This is a genomic window from Sphingomonas sp. GW821-FHT10F09 (assembly GCF_058809195.1).
Map to the genome: position 1 here is coordinate 1,354,716 of NZ_JBXASI010000001.1, position 17,057 is coordinate 1,371,772.

The 17,057-nt window shown below is 67.6% G+C and carries 15 protein-coding genes and 2 tRNA genes; 11 read left to right on the top strand and 6 right to left on the bottom strand.

What is annotated here, in order from left to right; translation table 11 throughout:
- Window positions 1–115 precede the first annotated feature (115 nt).
- The gene (dapA, locus tag AC1RTO_RS06375; protein ID WP_493160007.1) at window positions 116–1,000 is read right to left on the bottom strand and encodes a 4-hydroxy-tetrahydrodipicolinate synthase; all 885 of its coding nucleotides are present in this window, start codon (window positions 998–1,000) and stop codon (window positions 116–118) included.
- Between the two features lie 78 nt (window positions 1,001–1,078).
- Here dapA and AC1RTO_RS06380 point away from each other — a divergent pair, with 78 nt between their 5' ends.
- From AC1RTO_RS06380 to AC1RTO_RS06395, 4 genes are all read left to right on the top strand, one after another.
- Window positions 1,079–3,106 carry a lytic transglycosylase domain-containing protein gene (locus AC1RTO_RS06380; RefSeq protein ID WP_493160008.1) on the top strand — a complete coding sequence of 676 codons (2,028 nt, stop codon included), beginning with the start codon at window positions 1,079–1,081 and terminating at the stop codon, window positions 3,104–3,106.
- Window positions 3,107–3,109: 3 nt separating this feature from the next.
- Window positions 3,110–3,595, top strand: a complete 486-nt coding sequence (greB, locus tag AC1RTO_RS06385; RefSeq protein ID WP_493160009.1) for a transcription elongation factor GreB — start codon at window positions 3,110–3,112, stop codon at window positions 3,593–3,595.
- A 73-nt stretch (window positions 3,596–3,668) separates the two neighbouring features.
- The gene (locus AC1RTO_RS06390) at window positions 3,669–4,445 is read left to right on the top strand and encodes an NYN domain-containing protein (protein ID WP_493160010.1); all 777 of its coding nucleotides are present in this window, start codon (window positions 3,669–3,671) and stop codon (window positions 4,443–4,445) included.
- A 26-nt stretch (window positions 4,446–4,471) separates the two neighbouring features.
- Window positions 4,472–5,044, top strand: a complete 573-nt coding sequence (locus AC1RTO_RS06395; RefSeq protein WP_493160011.1) for a Uma2 family endonuclease — start codon at window positions 4,472–4,474, stop codon at window positions 5,042–5,044.
- Here the strand turns inward: AC1RTO_RS06395 and AC1RTO_RS06400 are convergent, their stop codons facing one another.
- Entirely contained in the window at window positions 5,045–6,247 is a 1,203-nt protein-coding gene (locus AC1RTO_RS06400) for a sensor histidine kinase (protein ID WP_493160012.1), read from the bottom strand. It lies immediately after the preceding gene.
- 210 nt (window positions 6,248–6,457) lie between these two features.
- Here AC1RTO_RS06400 and AC1RTO_RS06405 point away from each other — a divergent pair, with 210 nt between their 5' ends.
- The gene (locus AC1RTO_RS06405) at window positions 6,458–7,363 is read left to right on the top strand and encodes a hypothetical protein (RefSeq protein ID WP_493160013.1); all 906 of its coding nucleotides are present in this window, start codon (window positions 6,458–6,460) and stop codon (window positions 7,361–7,363) included.
- Window positions 7,364–7,366: 3 nt separating this feature from the next.
- Here AC1RTO_RS06405 and ettA read toward each other — a convergent pair whose 3' ends face one another.
- Complete coding sequence (gene ettA / locus AC1RTO_RS06410; RefSeq protein WP_293873970.1) at window positions 7,367–9,046, bottom strand: energy-dependent translational throttle protein EttA; 1,680 nt, start codon at window positions 9,044–9,046, stop codon at window positions 7,367–7,369.
- A 150-nt stretch (window positions 9,047–9,196) separates the two neighbouring features.
- Between ettA and AC1RTO_RS06415 the strand changes: the two genes are divergently transcribed.
- The 5 genes from AC1RTO_RS06415 (at window position 9,197) to AC1RTO_RS06435 (ending at window position 12,893) form a co-directional block, all read left to right on the top strand.
- Window positions 9,197–10,606 carry a M20/M25/M40 family metallo-hydrolase gene (locus tag AC1RTO_RS06415; RefSeq protein WP_493160014.1) on the top strand — a complete coding sequence of 470 codons (1,410 nt, stop codon included), beginning with the start codon at window positions 9,197–9,199 and terminating at the stop codon, window positions 10,604–10,606.
- A 133-nt stretch (window positions 10,607–10,739) separates the two neighbouring features.
- Window positions 10,740–11,003 (top strand): hypothetical protein, encoded by a 264-nt coding sequence (locus tag AC1RTO_RS06420; RefSeq protein ID WP_293873901.1) that lies wholly within the window; start codon window positions 10,740–10,742, stop codon window positions 11,001–11,003.
- A 156-nt stretch (window positions 11,004–11,159) separates the two neighbouring features.
- Window positions 11,160–11,235 (top strand) — tRNA-Ile (locus AC1RTO_RS06425).
- A 163-nt stretch (window positions 11,236–11,398) separates the two neighbouring features.
- A tRNA-Pro gene (locus AC1RTO_RS06430) sits at window positions 11,399–11,475 on the top strand.
- Between the two features lie 92 nt (window positions 11,476–11,567).
- Window positions 11,568–12,893, top strand: a complete 1,326-nt coding sequence (locus AC1RTO_RS06435; protein ID WP_493160015.1) for a metal-dependent hydrolase family protein — start codon at window positions 11,568–11,570, stop codon at window positions 12,891–12,893.
- Between the two features lie 222 nt (window positions 12,894–13,115).
- On the opposite strand, the gene AC1RTO_RS06440 is transcribed toward AC1RTO_RS06435, so the two are convergent.
- The 3 genes from AC1RTO_RS06440 to AC1RTO_RS06450 all read right to left on the bottom strand — a co-directional run bounded on the left by AC1RTO_RS06440 (window position 13,116) and on the right by AC1RTO_RS06450 (window position 16,347).
- Complete coding sequence (locus AC1RTO_RS06440) at window positions 13,116–13,334, bottom strand: hypothetical protein (protein ID WP_493160016.1); 219 nt, start codon at window positions 13,332–13,334, stop codon at window positions 13,116–13,118.
- A gap of 278 nt (window positions 13,335–13,612) precedes the next feature.
- Window positions 13,613–14,632 (bottom strand): polysaccharide deacetylase family protein, encoded by a 1,020-nt coding sequence (locus AC1RTO_RS06445; protein WP_493160017.1) that lies wholly within the window; start codon window positions 14,630–14,632, stop codon window positions 13,613–13,615.
- A 2-nt stretch (window positions 14,633–14,634) separates the two neighbouring features.
- Entirely contained in the window at window positions 14,635–16,347 is a 1,713-nt protein-coding gene (locus AC1RTO_RS06450) for a histidine kinase dimerization/phospho-acceptor domain-containing protein (protein WP_493160018.1), read from the bottom strand.
- Between the two features lie 196 nt (window positions 16,348–16,543).
- On the opposite strand from AC1RTO_RS06450, the gene AC1RTO_RS06455 reads away from it, so the two are divergent.
- Window positions 16,544–17,011 (top strand): Lrp/AsnC family transcriptional regulator, encoded by a 468-nt coding sequence (locus AC1RTO_RS06455; protein WP_293873910.1) that lies wholly within the window; start codon window positions 16,544–16,546, stop codon window positions 17,009–17,011.
- Window positions 17,012–17,057: the final 46 nt, after the last annotated feature.

Genomic DNA, 17,057 nt, shown 5'->3' on the forward strand with positions numbered 1-17,057 from the left:
GGGAAGCGGGGGCGTTTCATTCCTCCCGATACGGGCGTTGACGTCGTACCGGGTGGCGGGCCCCCTCCACCCTTCGCTCGAGCGGACGGTCCCCCTCCCCGTACCGGGCAGGATTTCAGATCAGGCCGGCATGCGCCAGCGCCGCGTCGACCGCGGCGCGCGAGGCGTCCGATGGCCAGGTCATCGGCAGGCGGATACCGTCGGGGAAGCCGGGGCGGACGCGGGTCATGGCGTATTTGACCGGGCCGGGGGATGCGTCGGTGAACAGCGCGTCGTGGAGCGGGTAGAGCCGGTCCTGCAACGCCAGCGCCGCCGCATAATCGCCGGACTGGCAGGCCGCCTGGAAGTCGGCGCACAGGCGCGGCGCGACGTTGGCGGAGACGGAGATGCAGCCCCTGCCCCCCATCGCGTTGAACGCCAGCGCCATGTCGTCGTTGCCGGACAGCTGGACGAAATCCGGGCCGCAGGCGTCGCGATGCGCGGAGACGCGGGCGATGGCGCCGCTGGCGTCCTTCACCGCGACGAACACCTTCGGGAAGGCGTTGACGATCCGGGCGAGCGTCGTGGGCTGGATGTCCGTCACGGTGCGGGCGGGGACGTTGTAGAGGACGATCGGCAGTTCGGCCGTCTCCGCCAGCCTGGCGAAATGCTGGTAGATCCCCTCCTGGCCCGGGCGGTTGTAATAAGGCGGGACCATCAGCGCGGCATCGGCGCCGGCATCGCGGGCGCGGGTGATGTTGGCGGCGGCGACCGCGGTGTCGTTCGATCCGGCGCCGGCGATGACCGGCACGCGGCCCGCGGTCTGGTCGACGCAGACGCGGACGATGGCGAAATGTTCGTCGGCGGTCAGCGTCGCTGCCTCGCCGGTGGTGCCGCAGGGGACGAGCGCGGACGAGCCCTCGGCGATCTGCCAGTCGATCAGCGCGCGATAGGCGGCTTCGTCGAACGCGCCGTCGGCGGTGAACGGCGTGACGAGGGCGGGGATGGAACCTGAAAACATGAGGTAATTCGCGCTCCTGCTGCGCCGGGACGGGTTTTCGTTCAGGACAGATACGGGTGGAGGCCGTATGATGTCCACATGCACCCAGCCACGCTTCCGATCGGACTTCTTCTCGCCACCTTCGCCGGGGTCTCCGCGGCTCCCCTCCAGATGCAGGTCCAGCCCGTGCCGCAGGCGCCGGCGGATCAGGACCAGCTCGACCGGTATCGCACGCAGATGGCGAACATGTCGCCGCGCGCGCCCCAGAGCCCGGCGGATGGGGCGATCGCCGCCGCCATCGCGCAGTGGAAGGCGATCCAGCAGACCGATGCGCTGCCGTTCGACAGCTATGCCGGGTTCCTGATGGCGCATCCCGGCTGGCCCGGCGAGCCCGCCAACCGCCGCGCGGCAGAAAAGCAGGCGGTGAACGCCGCGCCCGCCAATGCCATCGCCTATTTCACCCGCTTCGCGCCGCAGAGCGGTGCGGGGCTGGTCGCGCAGGCACGGGCGTTGCAGGCGACCGGACGGACGGTCGAGGCGCAGGCGGCGGCGCGGGCGGCGTGGCGCAAGGGCGGACTGTCGGCGAACGACGAGGCGACGGTGCTGACCGGCTTCGCCGGCGCGCTGACCCCCGACGATCACGATGCCCGGATGGACGCTCTGCTGTGGCAGAATGCGACCGGCGTCGCCGCCCGCCAGATCGCCTATACCAGCCCGGCGCGGCGGCCGGCGTTCGAGGCGCGACTGGCGTTCCGGTCGAACGCCGCCAATGCCGCGGATCTCGCGATGCGGACGCAGGACCAATATGCGAGCGATCCCGGCTATGTCGCCGACCGCGCGACCTGGCTGCGCAACACCGGCGCGTCGCCGACCGCGCGGTCGTGGCTGGCGCGGCCGCGGGCGCTCGCCAGCCGGCCGGGCGACGTCGAGAAATGGTATGAGGTGCTGCTGGTCAACGCCCGCGCGGCGCAGGCGGACGGTCAGTATCAGCTCGCCTATGACATCGCGCGGCAGGTCGACGATGCCTATCCCGCCGGGACCGACGTCTCGACCAAGCCCTATGGCGAGCGCGACGATTACACGAGCCTCGCCTGGCTGGCCGGGCAGGTCGCGATGAAGTCGCTCGGGCGACCCGCCGACGCGATGGTGATGTTCGAACGCTACGGCCGCGGCAGCCAGTCGCCGCAGACGCGGGCCAAGGGCTTTTACTGGGCCGGGCGCGCGGCGGAGGCTGCCGGCAAGGCGGCGGAGGCGGCGGGCTATTATGCGCGCGCCGGCGGCTATCGCGATCAATTCTATGGGCAACTGGCGCTCGAGCGGACGGGCAAGCCTTTGGTCGCACCGCCCGCGATCGGATCGCCGGCGATCGCCCCGGCGGTGCGGCAGGCGTTCGCGGCGCGCGAGACGGTGCGCGCGGTGCGGTTCCTGGGCATGATCGGCCAGTGGCAGGACCAGACCGCCTTCGTCCGGCAGATCGCCGCGCAGGCGACCAGCGACACCGATCATCTGCTCGCCGCGGAACTGTCGCGCGAGATCAACCGGCCGGACCTGGGCGTGATGGTCGGGCGCAGCGCGATGCAGAACGGCCTGTCCGACTATTCGGCGACGGGCTTTCCGACGGTGAGCGTGCCGACCGGTTACGAGGACAATTGGACGCTGATCCATGCGATCGCGCGGCAGGAGAGCCAGTTCGACAAGACCGCGGTCAGCCATGCCGGCGCACGCGGGCTGATGCAGCTGATGCCCGCTACCGCGCGGGAACAGTCGGGCAAGATCGGCATCTCCTACGACCCCGCCTCGCTGACCAGCGATCCCAATCTGTCGATCATGCTGGGATCGAGCTATTTCCAGCGGATCTTCGGCATCTACGGCAGTTATCCGCTGGCGATCGCCGCCTATAATGCGGGCGGCGGCAACGTGAACAAATGGCTGCGTGCCAACGGCGACCCGCGCACCGGCGGCGTCGACATGGTCGACTGGATCGAGGCGATCCCGTATCAGGAAACGCGCAACTACGTGCAGCGCGTGCTGGAGAATGCGGTCGTCTACGACCTCATCAATCCCGCCCGGGCGAAGAGCCGGGGCCCCGCGAACCTCAGCTGGTATCTGGGCAAGCGGCCGGGCTGATCCGTGGAGCAGCGACCGAATTACATCACGCCGGCGGGCTATGCGACGCTGCGCGCGGAGTACGAACAATTGTTCGGCACCGAGCGGCCCGCGCTGGTCGAGACGATCGCCTGGGCGGCGGGCAACGGCGACCGGTCGGAAAACGGCGACTATATCTACGGCCGCAAGCGACTGCGCGAGATCGACCGGCGGCTCGGCTGGCTGTCGAAGCGGATGAAGGCGGCCAAGGTGGTCGATCCGGCGCAGGCGCAGGACCGGACGCGAATATGGTTCGGCGCGACGGTGACGATCGCGGACGAGGATGATGCCGAACGCGTGCTGACGCTGGTCGGCGACGACGAGGCGGAGGCCGGCGCGGGGCGGATCGGGTGGAACGCGCCGATCGCGCGGGCGCTGCGCGGTGCGACCGTCGGCGACCTGCGCCGCGTCACGCTGCCCGCGGGCGAGAAGGAATATGAGGTGGTCGCGGTCACCTATCCCGCCGGCTGACGATCGCGCGAAGTGACGCCAGGACCATGCTTAGCGGTTGACCGTCGGCGATCGGGCCGCGAGGTTCGCGCGCATGGAAGATACTATGCGCAACATCGCCCTGCTCATCGACGCGGACAATGCGTCCTGGCACGCGATCGATCCCGTCCTGACCGTGCTGGCCGAGCTCGGCACCGTCAACATCCGCCGCGTCTACGGCAATTGGTCGAAGCCCGCGCTGAAGGGCTGGCGCGACATGACGGTCAAGCACGGCATCGAGCCGCAGCAGCAGTTCGACCTGACCAAGGGCAAGAACGCCACCGACATGAAGATGACGATCGATGCGATGGACCTGCTGTTCCGCGGGCGGATCGGCGGGTTCGGGATCATGTCGTCGGACAGCGACTTCATGCCGCTGGCGATGCGCATCCGGCAGGACGGCATCCCGGTCTACGGCTTCGGCAACGCCAAAACGCCCGAGGCGTTCAAACAGGCGTGCACGCGCTTCATCGACGTCGGCGCGCTGGTGAGCGAGGCGAAGGCGGAGGCGATGGCGCCGGTGGCGGCCAAGCCGGCCAGCGTCGACGTGCCGATCGGCGATTCGCTGCCGCCATCGATCGCGAGCGCCCCCAAGACCAAGAAGCCGATCGATCCCGAGCTGATCGCGCTGCTGATCGATGCCTATCAATCGGTGAAACGCGACGAAAAGGGCTATGTCAGCCTGTCGGCGATGGGCCAGCTGGCCGGCAACCGGTCGAGCTTCGATACGCGCAACTACGGCTACCAGCGCCTGTCGGACCTGATCCTGGCGGTGCCGAACTTCCAGTCCGAACGCCGCGAGAGCGGGGTCTTCGTCAAGCGCGTGCGCTAGAGGCGGAGGCGTGATAGGATGGTGACATGACCAAGATGTCGTCTCTCGTCACGGCCCCGCAGCGGGTCAAGCTGCGCATCGACGACTATGTGCGTCTGGACGCGGCGGGGGCCTTCGACACCTATGGCAAGACCGAACTTCTGGACGGGGAGGTCGTCTTCATGAACGCGCAATATCGTCCCCATGCGCGGATCAAGTCGCGACTGTACCTGCTCATGTCACGCGGATTGACCGACATCGACAGCGCGCTGGAGGCATTGGTCGAAGGATCGGTGGCGATGCCGCCACATAACGTCACCGAACCGGACATCGCGGTGACGGCCGAACCGGAAGGGGACGGGCTGATCCCCCTCGCCTCGCTCGCCATGGTGGTCGAAGTGGCCGATTCGACGCTGGACAACGATCTAGGCCGAAAGCTGGCCATCTATGCCGCCGCGTCCGTCCCGGAATATTGGGTGGTGGACGTGCAGGGCGAGGTCATCCACCAGATGTGGAAGCCCGAGGGGGAGGCCTATGCGGAAACGCGCCAGATCGCCTTCGGTCAGCCGATCGACGCAGTCACCATTCCCGGCCTGACCGTCGCGACCGACCGCTTGTAGTCACCTCGCCCGCGGATCGGGCATCACCAGCAGCGCGCGGGTGCCGGGGCCGGCATCCGCATAGACCAGCTCGCCGCGCAACTGGCGCGCGAGGCTGGCGATCATGCGCATGCCGAGGCTCTGCCGCGAGGCCGATTTGAGATCGAAGCCGGCCGGCAGGCCGTGGCCATGGTCGCTGACGGTGAGGTGCAGTTCGCCCGCGCGATCGGCGATCGCGACGACGATCTCGCCGCCCTCGTCATAAGCGTATTTAATCGCATTTGTGACCAGTTCGGTGACCAGCAGGCCGATCGGGATCGCCGAATCGGCGCTGATCTGGACGCGCGCGATATCGCAATGGATGGCGTGGAGCGGCGCCTGTTCGCGCAACTGCTCGACGATACCGCCGATCAGATCGTCGAGCGCGACGATGCCGACCTGCTCGCCGCGCCACAACCGGTCGTGCGCCTGTGCGATCGCGGTGATCCGCGCCTGCGCATCGCCGAGCAGGCGGGTGATGCGCTCGTCGGGATCGGCCTGCATCTGCAGGTTGAGCAGTCCCGATACCATCGCCAGACTGTTCTTGACGCGATGGCTCGCCTCGCGCGTCAGCAGTTCCTGATGCTCCAGCGCATGGTTGAGCCGGCGCTCGGCCTCCTGCCGTTCGATCGCGACGCCGATCAGATTGGCGAAACCCTGCATGAAGGCGAGGTCGGACGCCTCGAACTTGCCCTCGTCGGGGCTGTCGACCTCGAGCACGCCGAACCGGCGGCCGCCGGCCTCGACCAGGACGTTGATCGCGCGACGGATATTGTGGTCCGCCATGAAGGCGGGCGTGCGGAAACGGGTTTCATTCTCGAGGTGGTTGGAGATCACCGCCTCGCCGGTGTGATAGGCATAGCCCGCCGGCGAACCGAGGTCCGCGCGCATCTCGGTGCCGCCGACGACGCCCTCGCGCCAGCCGACGCCGTTGCGGACGAGGAGCACGTTTTCGTCGGTGCTATGCTCGAGGAACTTGCAATAGCGCGAGCGCATCCCCTCGGCGCACAGCTCCACCGCGCGTTGCAGCATCGGCTGCAGGTCGCGCGCGCGCAGCGCCTCGATCCCGAACCGGGCGAGGACCGATTGCTGTTGCAGCCGATATTGCAGTTCACCGGCACCGGGAGGTTCATCCCCGCCGGGCGATCGTTCGACCACCGCCAACCCCGCTTCTTCCCCTTGCATGCGGGTCCGCGCCCGCCTGTAACCAGACACGCACGTAGAACCGATCCAAAGGTTTTCAACCGGAAACGGGACGGTCCGCCCGATCTCGCAGGTTCGGCGCCAGATCCCGCAGGATTTACGACCGTTTCGGATATGTTTTCGTCCCGACGCCGCCCGATTGCGGGCAGTGTCGATCCTGCACGTAGCCTGACGTGCCGGTTCGGGGGAACGATGAAACTAAAGATCGAAGATGTCGTCATCTGTCTTGCACTGCTGCTCGGCTTTTCCACATCTCTGCTGATGGCGATCGCCAACGAATCCTGGGGGACGCATTTTCCATCCAGCCTGATCGCCTTCTTTGCCGCGGTATCGGTCGCGGCGCTGATCTACCGCTTCCTTGGCGGATCGGAGGGATCGGAATTCAAGATGGGGGTGCTGAAGGTGACCGGCTCCGCCGCGATCCTGTTCGGCGCGACGTGGTTTCTCGGCGACCGTATCCGGAGCGAAACGCTGATGTATCAGACCGATATCGGTTACCGGACGGTGCTGGCGGAAAAGGCGAAGGCGGTGGCGGACCTGACCACGCTGAACGCCGATCTGACGTCGAAAATCCAGCACCTCGAAACCCGCGTCGCCGACCTCAGTGGCGCGCGCAGCGGCTATACGATCGAACAGATCCGCCGGATGAAGGCCGACGACGCCTTCGTATCCACCATCCGCCGAATGTTCGTGAACGAGGACGATCCGTTCCGCCAGACCCTGCGTGAGATGCCGGCGCTCGTGACGCTCAACGATGCGATGACCGATGCGAACGTCTATCGCATCTGCGTCGACACGCAGCTGGCGCTGTTCAAGGATCTGGAAACGCAGAAGGACCGTATCCGCATGCGCCGCAACGGCGGTGACGGCGATACGCATGCGGTGGACATCATCCGCGGCGGCACGATCGCATCCGATGCGACCGTGTGTTCGAAGACGATGCCGCGCAGCTTCGATATCCAGATCACCTGCGCCGACGCGGCCAAGCTGTTTCCGGATCGCATCCAGCGCTGCGCGGGGCTGAAGCCGGTATACCAGCCGGGGATCACGTCGATCCGCGGCGAGAGGGTCACGCTGGGTGCCCTCCCGCCGCGGTAACGATCAGCGCGTCAGCTTCTTGTAGGCGAGGCGCGTCGGACGATCGGCGGCGTCGCCCATGCGGCGACGCTTGTCCTCCTCGTAGCTTTCGTAATTGCCCTCGAACCATTCGACGTGGCTGTCGCCCTCGAATGCGAGGATGTGCGTGCAGAGGCGATCGAGGAAGAAGCGATCGTGGCTGATGACCACGGCGCAGCCCGCGAAGGTCTCCAGCGCCTCCTCGAGCGCGCGCAGCGTCTCGACGTCGAGGTCGTTGGTCGGTTCGTCGAGCAGCAGGACGTTGCCACCCTCCTTGAGCATCTTGGCCATGTGGACACGGTTGCGCTCGCCGCCCGACAGCTGGCCGACCTTCTTCTGCTGGTCCGGCCCGCGGAAGTTGAACGCGCCGACATAGGCGCGCGTGCCGAGTTCCTGCTTGCCGAAGCGGAACACCTCCAGCTCGTCCGAAATTTCCTGCCAGACGTTCTTGTTGGGATCCAGATCGTCGCGGCTCTGGTCGACATAGCCGAGCTTGACCGTCGAACCGACCTCGATCGTGCCGCTGTCGGGCTGCTCCTGACCGGTGATCAGCTTGAACAGCGTCGACTTGCCCGCGCCGTTCGGCCCGATGACGCCGACGATGCCGCCCGGCGGCAGCGTGAAGTCGAGGCCGTCGAACAGCAATTTGTCGCCATAGGCCTTGGTCAGGCCCTTCGCTTCGATCACCTTGCCGCCGAGACGCTCGGGCAGCTGGATAAGGATCTGCGCCTTGCCGGCGACGCGATTCTCCTGCTTCGCCATCAGCTCGTCGAACGCGCGGATACGCGCCTTGGACTTGGTCTGGCGGGCTTTCGGGGTCTGGCGCATCCAGGCGAGCTCGTCGGCGATAGCCTTCTGCTTGCCGGCTTCCTCGCGCTCTTCTTGCTCGAGGCGCTTGGCCTTCTTCTCGAGATAGCCCGAATAGTTCGATTCGTAGGTGTAATAGCGGCCGCGATCGAGTTCGAGCACCCAATTGACGACATTGTCGAGGAAGTAGCGATCGTGCGTCACGAGGATGACGTTGCCGGTATATTCCTTCAGGTAGTTTTCCAGCCACGACACGCTTTCGGCGTCGAGGTGGTTGGTCGGTTCGTCGAGCAGCAGGATGTCGGGCTTTTCGAGCAGCAGCTTGCAGAGCGCGACGCGGCGCTTCTCGCCGCCCGACAACTTCGAGACGTCGGCATCGCCCGGCGGGCAGCGCAGGGCCTCCATCGCGACCTCGAGCTGGTTGTCGAGCGTCCAGCCGTCGACCGCGTCGATCTTGCCCTGAAGATCGCCCATCTCCTCCATCAGCGCGTCGAAGTCGGTGTCGTCCTTGGGATCGCCCATCTCCGCCGAGATCGCGTTGAAGCGATCGACGAGGTCGGCGACCGGGCGCACGCCGTCCTTGACGTTGCCCATGACGTCCTTGGTCGGATCGAGCTGAGGCTCCTGCGCGAGATAGCCGACGCGCACGCCTTCGGCCGCCCAGGCCTCGCCGGTGAAGTCGGGGTCCATACCCGCCATGATCTTCATCAGCGTCGACTTGCCGGCGCCGTTGGGGCCGATGATCGCGATCTTCGCCGAAGGAATGAACTGCAGGTGGATGTTGTTGAGCACCGGCTTGTTCGCGCCGGGGAAGGTCTTGGTCAGGCCCTTCATGACGTAGGTGTACTGGACGGCCATGGTCGGCACGCGCTCCTGATCGATACGGACGGGAAAATCTGTCCGCGCATGTAGCGAGCGCGAGGGCCCGGTGCAAATGCCCGGCGCTTGTGCCGGACGCCGCCATCGCTCACACCGTGGCGATCAGAACATGCCAAGGGGATTGACCGAATGACCCGCCTCGCGCTTGCGCTCCTCGCCCTCGCCTCCTCGACCGCCGTGTCGGCCTCCGCGGCCGCGCAGCGCGTCGCGCCGCCCCTGCCCGCTCCCGTCGATCCGAAGGTCGCGGCGTTGCGCGATGCGGCGCTGAAGGACGACGTCGCCTATGACATCGTCGAAGGGCTGACGACCGAGATCGGGCAGCGGCTCGCGGCGACCGAGGCGGAGGCCCGGGCACGGTCGTGGAGCGTCGCCAGGCTGAAGGCACTGGGGTTCAAGAACGTCCACGTCGAAACCTATCAGATGCCGGTGTGGCTGCGCGGTGAGGAGACGGCGGAGGTGGTCGCGCCTTTCCCACAGAAGCTGAAGCTCGTCGCGCTGGGCAATTCGGGCGCGACGCCGGCCGCCGGCCTGACCGCACCCGTCGTGGTGTTCCGGAGCTATGGCGAACTCGCCAACGCGCCGGCCGACAGCGTGCGCGGGAAGATCGTTTATATCGGCAATGCGATGCGGCCGACGCAGGACGGATCGAGCTACGGCGCCTATGGCCCTGCCCGCTTCGTCGGACCGGCGCTGGCGGCGAAGCTGGGTGCGGCGGCGGTGGTCATCAAGTCGATCGGCACCGATCATCACCGCAACCCGCATACCGGCGGCACCAACTTCCCCGCGGGTGTCGCACCGATCCCCGCCGCCGCGCTGTCCGTGCCCGACGCGGAACTGCTCGAACGCATGGCCGAGCGCGGCAAACCGATCACGCTGAAGCTGGTGCTGACCCCGCGCTTCGCCGGGACCGGCACGTCTGGCAACGTCATCGCCGAAGTGCCCGGCAGCGATCCCAAGGCGGGGATCGTGCTGATCGGCGGACATCTCGACAGCTGGGATCTCGGCACCGGTGCGATCGACGACGCATCGGGCGTGGCGATCACCGCCGCGGCGGCGAAGCGCATCCTCGACGGGCCGAAGCCGCGGCGGACGATCCGCGTCGTCTGGTTCGGCGCGGAAGAGCCGGGCGGCTATGGCGGCAAGGACTATGCCCGCGTCCATGGCGGCGAGCGTCATGCCACCGCCGGCGAGAGCGACTTCGGCGCGGATCGCATCTGGCGGTTCGAGGTCAACCTGCCGGAGGGCGCCACGGCGATCGCCGACCGGTTGCAGACCGCGCTCGCCCCGCTCGGCATCGCGCGCGGCGCTGGCGTCGGCGGCGACGGCACCGACGTCGGCCCGACGCTGGCGTTGGGCGTCGCGGCGATCGACCTCAACCAGGACGGTACCCGCTATTTCGATACGCATCACACGCCGGACGATACGCTCGACCGGATCGACCCTGAACAATTGCGCCAGAACGTCGCGGCTTGGACGACGATGCTCGCGGTCGTTGCCAACGCGCCGGAGGATATCGGCCCCGTCACGCCGCGTCGTTGAGCGTCTCAAGGATGGCCGCAGATGACCCCCGGATGAATTTGGTGATTGACCGGGGGGAGTCGTGCGGTATTTGGGCTGTCTCGCGACGGCGATCGGGCCGGCCGCGATTTTTGCTTTGCTTGGGAGCATTCGAATGAAGAAGATCGCTTTCGTTCTCGCTGCCGCCGGCCTGATGTCCGTCGCTGCCTGCTCGAAGTCGCCTGAAGCCGCTGCCGTCGAGAACAACGCGGACCTGCTGGCGGACAACCTCGAAGCGCAGGCCGATAACATCGACGCGCTGGCCGACAACACCTCGAACGCGACGGCCGAAGCCGTGCTCGAGAACAAGGCCGACAACATCAACGCGGCTGCGGACAACGTCCGTGACGCGGCTGAGGAAAAGGCCGACAACCTGTAATCGCGCTGCGCCGGGCCTCGCCCGGCGCGCCGATCATGCTGTCGCACGATCCGAAAAGGGGCGCTTCCCATGCGGGAGGCGTCCCTTTTTCCGTATCGGCGCCCAACCGGTGGCTTTTTCTTTGGCGATGGGTGCGCTAGCGAACGCGGCACGGTGGGGCCTGTAGCTCAATGGTTAGAGCTGGCCGCTCATAACGGCTAGGTTGCGGGTTCGAGTCCTGCCGGGCCCACCATTCCATCCCCGGCCCGTTCCGCGTTTGCGGAAAGGTGCATCGCCAGACCGGATCGGTGCATTGCACGGCTTGCCAGAACGCGCATCGCGATCTACTGCCCTCCCGTCCGCGGTTCTTCGCCGATGCGCCGCTCGCGCATCCGCATCGATGACGGCGGACCCGTCGGGGAGTGGCGCAGGCTGGTAGCGCACCTGGTTTGGGACCAGGGGGTCGCAGGTTCGAATCCTGTCTCCCCGACCACAATATCGAACAGATCGTAACGCGCGGCGCCGCGCCGTCGCTTGCCAGCGGCCGGCGGATCGGCAAGCATCTCCCCCAATAGGGGAGATACCATGTTCACGACATTTCTGGCGGCACTGGCGACGACGACGGCCATGTCTGCGCCTCTGCAGGCCGCGGCGCAGGATCGGACGGGCGGCACCACCTATATCCAGGCAGGGACGTTGCTCGACCGGCCGGGTCAGGCGCCACGCGGGGCGAGCACCGTCATTGTTCGCGATGGCAAGGTTGCCGAGATCCGCGACGGCTTCGTCGCGCCCGAGGCCGGCGCCATGCTGGTCGATCTGCGAGATGCGTTCGTGCTGCCGGGCATGGTCGACATGCATGTGCATCTGTGGGGCATCGGCGGCGATCCGATGCGCGCGCGGCTGGAGGCGATGACGCGGGATCGATTCGATGATGAAATGACCGCGGTAGCAAACGCGCGCACGACCCTGGCGGCAGGCTTCACCTCGGTTCGCGATCTGGGTGGCGATCCGCGTGGCATCCGCGCGCTGCGCGACGCCATCGAGTCCGGCACCGTTGACGGGCCGACGATCACCAATGCCGGCGAGATGCTGTCGGTCACCGGCGGGCATGGCGATGGCGGCAACGGGCTGGCCGAGGAATTCGCCGGCCTCGCTCATGCGCGACAGGTCAATGTCTGCGACGGCCCCGACGATTGCCGCCGTGCGGTGCGCGCGCAGGTGGCGCTCGGCGCGCGCGTCATCAAGTTCGCGGCAACCGGCGGCGTGCTGTCCAACGTCAGCGGTGGGCTCGGCCGGGCGATGACGCCGGAGGAGATGCGCGCGATCGTCGAAACCGCGCATACGCTCGGCCGCAAGGTTGCGGCGCACAGCCATGCGGCGGAGGGGACCCGAGCCGCGCTGGAGGCCGGAGTCGATTCGATCGAGCATGGCACCTTCCTCGATGAAGAGACGATCCGCCTGTTCAAGGCGAAGGGCGCCTATCTGGTGCCGACCGAGATCGCGCCGGTCGCCGCACTGGCGCAGGCACGCGGCGGGGCGCTGCCGCCCGCGACGATCGCCAAGGCGGAAGCGGCGGCGGCAGCGATGGCGGCCAGCCACAGGCGCGCCTATGCGGCGGGGGTCAAGGTCGCCTTCGGCACCGATACCGGCGTGTCGAAGCACGGCGACAATGCAACCGAGTTCGCGTTGCTGGTCAGGAACGGGCTGACGCCAGCGCAGGCGATCGCCACCGCGACGGTGGCGGCGGCCGATCTGCTCGGACGCGACGATATCGGTGTGCTCGCGCCGGGGAAGACCGCGGACATCATCGCGGTGGCAGGGTCGCCGCTACAGGACGTGACACGGCTGGAACGGGTCCGGTTCGTCATGCATCGCGGCGCGGTGGTGAAGACGACGGCGGGCGTTCAATAGGCGCACGCTGTCAGATCGGCTGCGCGGCGGGTGATGGCGTCGCTAGCAGCCCATTCACGTCGGCGGGGGCGCGCATGTTACGCATGCTATCCCGCATATGGCGCCGCAGGATAATCGCCCTCGACCAGTTCCGGAATCAACAAGGGGAGCCGAAGCTCCCCTTGCCTGCGTATTCCAGTGTCCGGCGAGCGTCTTGGGAACTCCGCCGGGCGCCTGCGATACTTAGTTGCTGTCGCTATCGTCGTCGGCAACGATCACGATGCCCGCAACGACCGCAGCCGCCGCGACCAGCGCGATGATGATGCCGCCGCCGGCGAGCTCGTTGCTCTTCTTCGACACCGAACCGGTACGAACCGACTTGGCCACCGACAGGCTCGCTGCGGGGTTCGCAGGAGCAGCCGCGGCGGGCGCCACGACGAGAGCGGCTGCAGCTGCAGCCATCAGATACTTGGCAACCATGATGGTCCCCCCTCATAAAGTGAGCGTCACCCATGGCACAATCGAGCAAAAACACAAGCGAAATCGGCAATGGCTAAGGATGAAGCCGCGTTACAATTTGAAGTCACTGCATCGCGCGGCCATCCGAGGCCATCTCGCAAAGACGAGCGGCAAAGGATCCGGTATCCGAGGGTCGCAGCATTAAGTTGTTGTTAGCACTCGACTGGCTGGAAGCGCAGATCGAAAGCCATCAACTGTCCGACAGGTCGCGTAGCGAGCCATCACATCGCAGAGCGAGGCGCATCGGCCGCAGCGAGCAGCGCATCGATACCGACCGGGGCGACCTTCAACCGGTCGAGACAGGCGAACATACGCTCCCACCAGACCCAGAAAGCCGCGAGGTCCGACGCGCTGCGGACATAGGGGGTGTGGCCGGGCTCCAGCGACGGCGAATGGAACGAGAAACTGAGCAGTTGCTGTTCGCCTTCGCCGATCGCGATCCGGACCGCCTCCAGCGCATCGTCGATCGGCATGTCCTCCGGCGTCAGCGCGATCCGTTGCAACAGACCCGATCGGGCGAACAGGCCACGCGCATGCGATACCCGGCCGAGCAGCGGGTGAAGCATAGGACCGGCCCGGCGCAGGCGTCCCGTAAAGATCGTCGTCAGCGGAACTTCGATCAGCGACCCCATCCGATACGCCACGCTGCCGATCGCGGTGAAGTCCGGGCCGCCATCCGCGCTATAGTCGTAACGCGCCCGCACCGACGCATCGACGCGATAGCCACGGGCGGCGAGCATGGCGGCCGTCGCCGGGCCGATCCCGTAGCGCCCCGCCCGATAGGCGAGCGGCGGCGTGCCGAAGGTGTCGCGCAACAGGTCGGTCAGCGCGTCGAGCTTCGCGGCCTCCAGCGCGGGCGGCAGGTTGCCCGCATAGCTGTCCCCCGGCTGCGGCGCTGCATAGGGCGGGGTCACCCAGGGGTGCAGCTGCGCGCCGATCGACGACCGGCCGTCCGCCGTGATCGCCTTCAGGATGTCGACCGCGGCGGGATCGCTGGCGACCGGATGGTCGACCATGCACATAAGGCCGATGCCGCGTTCGGCGAAACGCGCATGGGCGGCTGGCAGCGCGTGCATCGCAGTGACCGACCGGTTACGCGGATCGGGCGGCGCCGACCAGTCGAACTCCTCCTCGACGTCGACGAAGACGATGAAGCGTTTGCCGAATGTCGCCGGCCAGCGGATCAGATCGCCCGATGCCGGCCGCGGCGCCCGATATGGCGTTACGGCGCCGTCCGCCACGATCAGTTGGTCGCCTGCCCCACCGCGTCATCTAGGGCGGCGGGCAGCCGCAGTGTCAAGAGATGCTCGCCGAAGATCAGCTCGCCGCCGAGTTCGCGCGCCAGATTGCGCGCCAGCCGCAGCGCGAAGCCGGTGCCGAGCAGGGGCGCGCCGCCACCGGCTTCGGCATGGTCGGGCGTGTCGCCGTCGATGCTGAGCAGCACGTCCTCGCCGCCCGTACCGAGCGACTGCGGGCGCGCGAAGCAGAGCGCAACCTGACCGGCCGGCGCCGGCGCCTCGGCGATGTCGATCCGTTCGCCTGCAACCGCAGCCGCGGTGAGCGCGGCGAGCAGACGCGACAGCAGCCGTTCGACAGCACGGTCGTCGGCGAGCGCGGCGTGATCCCCCATCGGATGGATATCGAGCGCGGTGCCGCGCAGCGTCGCGAGCGGTTCCAGATCCTGTGCGATCCGCGCCAGCATCGGTTCGATCGCGATCGGGCCGGCACGTAGCTCGAGCGCCTTGCCCTCGATCCGCGCCGCGGTGTCGAGGTCCTCGATCGCGCCGAGCAGGCTCGCGGCCTGATCGCGGATCGTCAGGGCATGCTGGCGATAGACGGGGGCGACCGGCCCCAGCAGCTGCGCCTCGATCAGCTCGGCGAAACCGGCGATGGCGTTGGTCGGCGTGCGCAGTTCGTGGACGAGCTGGCGCAGCGAATCCGACGCCGCCTTGCGGGGCGCGGGGGCGACGTCCTCGTCGCGGCGCGGACGGCGCGCAATCGCGGCATAGCCGGTGAAGCGGCCGGTGGCGGCATCGAACTGTGGCGTGCCGGTGACCCGCCACGCACCCGCCGCGTCGGACCGCCCGCCGATATCGAGGCGGGCACCCGCGAACCGCTGGCGCTGCCGCAGCGCGCCGTTGATGACCGCATCGATCCGTACGTCGCCCTGCGGCGCGCCATAAGCGAGCGATGCGCCGATCAGCGTGCCGCGCGAGACGCCATCGACGGCGCAGATCACGCCATGGGCATCGGTATCGAACCGGAAGCTGGTCGCCGCGCTACCCGGCTCGGGCAGATCGGACGGAGACGCCGGCGCGTCGGGGACACGCTGGCGCTGGAACGCATCGATCCGCGCGACGAGGTCGGCGATCTGGAAGCCGCCGTCGGCGACCGGGCGCGGTTCCGGCGGTGCGGCGGGGATAGCGGCGAGCGCCGGGGGGGGCGCCGGCTCCGCGACGATCGCGGGCGTCGCGTCGGGGAGCGACGCGGGGGCCGGCATACCCTCGTCGTTGGCGGCGACCGGCGGGTCGTAGGGAAGGATGAAGTCGGTCGGCCCGAAGCTCTCCAGCCCGCGCGTCACCGTCGCGGGCAGATCGCGGCGGTGGCGCAGCAGCGCGCGGCCGTGCGGATCGAGGCGCGGCAACAGCGCCAGCCAGGCGGCGTCGTCCATTCGCGCGGTGCGCAGCACCGGTGCGGCGACGGCAATGACGTCCTCGGCAAAGAAGGCGATCAGCGGCGCGGGCGGGGTCGCGAAGGCCAGCGCTCGCGCACTCGCCGATCGCACCGTGACCGGCACGGCCTGACGCAACAGGCGCAGGCGGGCGAGCGACGGTTCGTCGGCAGGAATGCGTCCGCGGCCCATCAGGTCGATCAACTGCCGCCACGCGGATTGCGCGCCGAAGCCACTCTCCATATCGGCCGAGAGCACGGTTTTCAGGCTGTCGTCGAAACGCACATCAACTCCCGCAGGGCCGCTTACCGGACGATAAGCGTCGCCCGTCCTTATCGACGGGGACTCACGGTGGAAACCGCTCATTTGTGCGACCCGATCGCCACGTCGCATAGTGGGACAATTGCGTTGCGCCGCAATTTTCTTATGATTAAGGGATTACGCCGCCTTCGATCGGCCTGTTTCCGGAGTTTCCTACGCAATGTCCTTCGATCGGATCGATCGTCAGATCCTCGCCCACCTGCAGCAGGACGGGCGGATGACCAATGTCGAGCTGGCCGAACGCGTCGGGCTGACCGCCCCGCCCTGCCTGCGTCGCGTCCGCGCGCTCGAGGAGGCGGGTGTGATCCGCGGCTATCACGCCGATCTCGATCCCGCCAGCCTCGGTTTTCCGATCACCGTCTTCGCGATGGTGTCCCTGCGCAGCCAGGCCGAGCACGACCTCGCCGCGTTCGAGGCGCATGTCGCGGAAATCCCCGAGATTCGCGAATGCCATATGCTCAACGGTGAAATCGACTTCATCCTGAAGATCGTCGCCAGCGATCTCAAGAGCTTTCAGGAAATCCTGACGACCCACCTGACGCCGGCACCCAATGTCGCCAGCGTGAAGACGTCGCTGACCATCCGCACCGCCAAGTCGACGTCGGGGATTCCCGTCATCATCGACTGACCGATACGAAAAAGGGCGGCCCGTTTCCGGACCGTCCCCTTTCCTT

What these genes read in the sequence shown, in the direction of transcription:
- AC1RTO_RS06420 (WP_293873901.1), top strand. Translation starts at nt 10,740, where the DNA reads ATGAAGAAGATCGCTTTCGTTCTCGCTGCCGCCGGCCTGATGTCCGTC.
- AC1RTO_RS06380 (WP_493160008.1), top strand. Translation starts at nt 1,079, where the DNA reads ATGCACCCAGCCACGCTTCCGATCGGACTTCTTCTCGCCACCTTCGCC.
- AC1RTO_RS06390 (WP_493160010.1), top strand. Translation starts at nt 3,669, where the DNA reads ATGGAAGATACTATGCGCAACATCGCCCTGCTCATCGACGCGGACAAT.
- AC1RTO_RS06400 (WP_493160012.1), bottom strand. Translation starts at nt 6,247, where the DNA reads ATGCAAGGGGAAGAAGCGGGGTTGGCGGTGGTCGAACGATCGCCCGGC.
- AC1RTO_RS06440 (WP_493160016.1), bottom strand. Translation starts at nt 13,334, where the DNA reads ATGGCTGCAGCTGCAGCCGCTCTCGTCGTGGCGCCCGCCGCGGCTGCT.
- dapA (WP_493160007.1), bottom strand. Translation starts at nt 1,000, where the DNA reads ATGTTTTCAGGTTCCATCCCCGCCCTCGTCACGCCGTTCACCGCCGAC.
- AC1RTO_RS06405 (WP_493160013.1), top strand. Translation starts at nt 6,458, where the DNA reads ATGAAACTAAAGATCGAAGATGTCGTCATCTGTCTTGCACTGCTGCTC.
- AC1RTO_RS06395 (WP_493160011.1), top strand. Translation starts at nt 4,472, where the DNA reads ATGACCAAGATGTCGTCTCTCGTCACGGCCCCGCAGCGGGTCAAGCTG.
- ettA (WP_293873970.1), bottom strand. Translation starts at nt 9,046, where the DNA reads ATGGCCGTCCAGTACACCTACGTCATGAAGGGCCTGACCAAGACCTTC.
- AC1RTO_RS06415 (WP_493160014.1), top strand. Translation starts at nt 9,197, where the DNA reads ATGACCCGCCTCGCGCTTGCGCTCCTCGCCCTCGCCTCCTCGACCGCC.
- AC1RTO_RS06435 (WP_493160015.1), top strand. Translation starts at nt 11,568, where the DNA reads ATGTTCACGACATTTCTGGCGGCACTGGCGACGACGACGGCCATGTCT.
- AC1RTO_RS06455 (WP_293873910.1), top strand. Translation starts at nt 16,544, where the DNA reads ATGTCCTTCGATCGGATCGATCGTCAGATCCTCGCCCACCTGCAGCAG.